This window comes from Streptomyces sp. NPDC056160 (assembly GCF_042268205.1).
Lineage (GTDB): Bacteria > Actinomycetota > Actinomycetes > Streptomycetales > Streptomycetaceae > Streptomyces.
In genome coordinates this window covers 1-1,500 of sequence record NZ_JBHJUW010000344.1, presented here as the reverse complement: position 1 = coordinate 1,500, position 1,500 = coordinate 1, and the positions used below count along the sequence as shown (strand labels likewise).

The following is a 1,500-nucleotide window of genomic DNA, read 5'->3' as shown; positions in this document are numbered from 1 at the left end:
CAACGCCGTTCAGTTAGGGCGGTCTGGGCCGTGTCAAGGGTCGGTTGTGAGCATGTTGATGCTGATGGTGGCCTTGTAGGTGGTCCGGTCGATGGCGGGTCCGCGTGCGTTGTACTTGGAGATCGCTCGTTTGACGATGCGGTCTTTGGTGCGGATCCGCCGGGCGGGCAGGAGGTGGGTCAGCACGTGGCGGCCGATGGCTCCGACCAGGTCGGTCACGGTGTCGGTGATCACACCGGCGGCCAGGACGAGCTGGTCGCGTGCGGCGGCGAGGGCGGTGGTGAACCCGGCCCGGTCCGGGTCGGTGCCCGGGACGCTGTCGGTGGCGTCCGTCATCGCGGTCCGCAGTGCCTGGTAGGCCACCAGCAGTGCCCAGACCTCCTGCTCGACACCGGCCGGGGTGCGGGCCCGCAGGACCCGCCCGCCCAGGATCGTGGACTTCAGCTCCGCGTAGGCCGTCTCGATCTCCCAGCGCTCGTGGTAGAGCCGGACGAGTTCGCCGGCCGGGTGGGTGGCGGGGTCGGTGAGGGTGGTCAGGAGCCGGTAGTGGCCGGTGCGTGTGCCCTGAGCGGTGCGGATGGTGATCTCGGCGTTGATGACACGCATGGTCAGTGTTCCGATGCGGGTCAGTGTCGAGCCGTCGCGGCAGCGGGCCACCGTTGGCAGGCGCCGGTTGGCCTTGCAGCGCACGAGCAGATCGGCGCCGGTGGCGGCCATCTGGTTCAGCAGTGCGGCGGCGGCGAAGTTCCGGTCACCCAGCAGCAGCATCCCGGCCCGAAGGTCCACTGCCAGCCGGCGGGCGTACTCCAGCTCGCCGGTCGCGGCTGAACCGAATACGGCCCCGATCACCGAGCGTGTCCCGCAGGCCACCAGCGCGGCCAGACGCAGTTGCGGATAGCCCGAGGTCCCGTTGCCGAGCCGCTGGCGGGCGAACACCGCAAGGTTGGCGGGACAGTCCGGGACCGGCAGCAGGGTGCCGTCGACCGCGACGATTCTCAGACCCCGCCACCGCCCGGCGGCAGCGGTCGTGGCCGCGGGTCCCCTCACCAGGTCAAACAGTGCCTTCATCGGTGCCGGGCCCAGCCGCTGCCGCGCTTGGCGAAGAGCGCTGCCGCTGGGCCGAACCGTTGCCAGGCCCGACAGCCCGGCACGCAACCGGTCGAAGACCTGCCGGTAGCCCAGCCCGCTGAAGAGCGCTCCGGCCAGCAGCAGGTAGACCGTGACCCGCGCCGGCAGCAGACGGATCCTGCGCTGGACCGTTCCGGTCGCCGCCAGCACCTCGTCGACCATCTCGAACGGGATGATCCGGGTCAGCTCACCGATATGCCCCGGCGCGAACACCCCGGCCGCTACCCCGACCGTCCTGGTTATGGCAGCCTGTTCCAACAGCGGAGCTCCTGTGGTGAGGATGTCTTGGAGGACAAACCTCTTCTACAGCAGCTCCGCTGCCTCGTTCACCGGCCTTGACGAACAGCCTCCGCCCTTAACTGAACGGCGTTG

At 69.7% G+C, this 1,500-nt stretch carries 1 protein-coding gene; it reads right to left on the bottom strand.

What is annotated here, in order from left to right:
• Nucleotides 1-33 precede the first annotated feature (33 nt).
• A complete protein-coding gene (locus ACFC02_RS42610; RefSeq protein ID WP_376368424.1) occupies nucleotides 34-1,386 on the bottom strand; it encodes an IS4 family transposase in 1,353 nt (450 codons plus the stop codon).
• Nucleotides 1,387-1,500 lie beyond the last annotated feature (114 nt).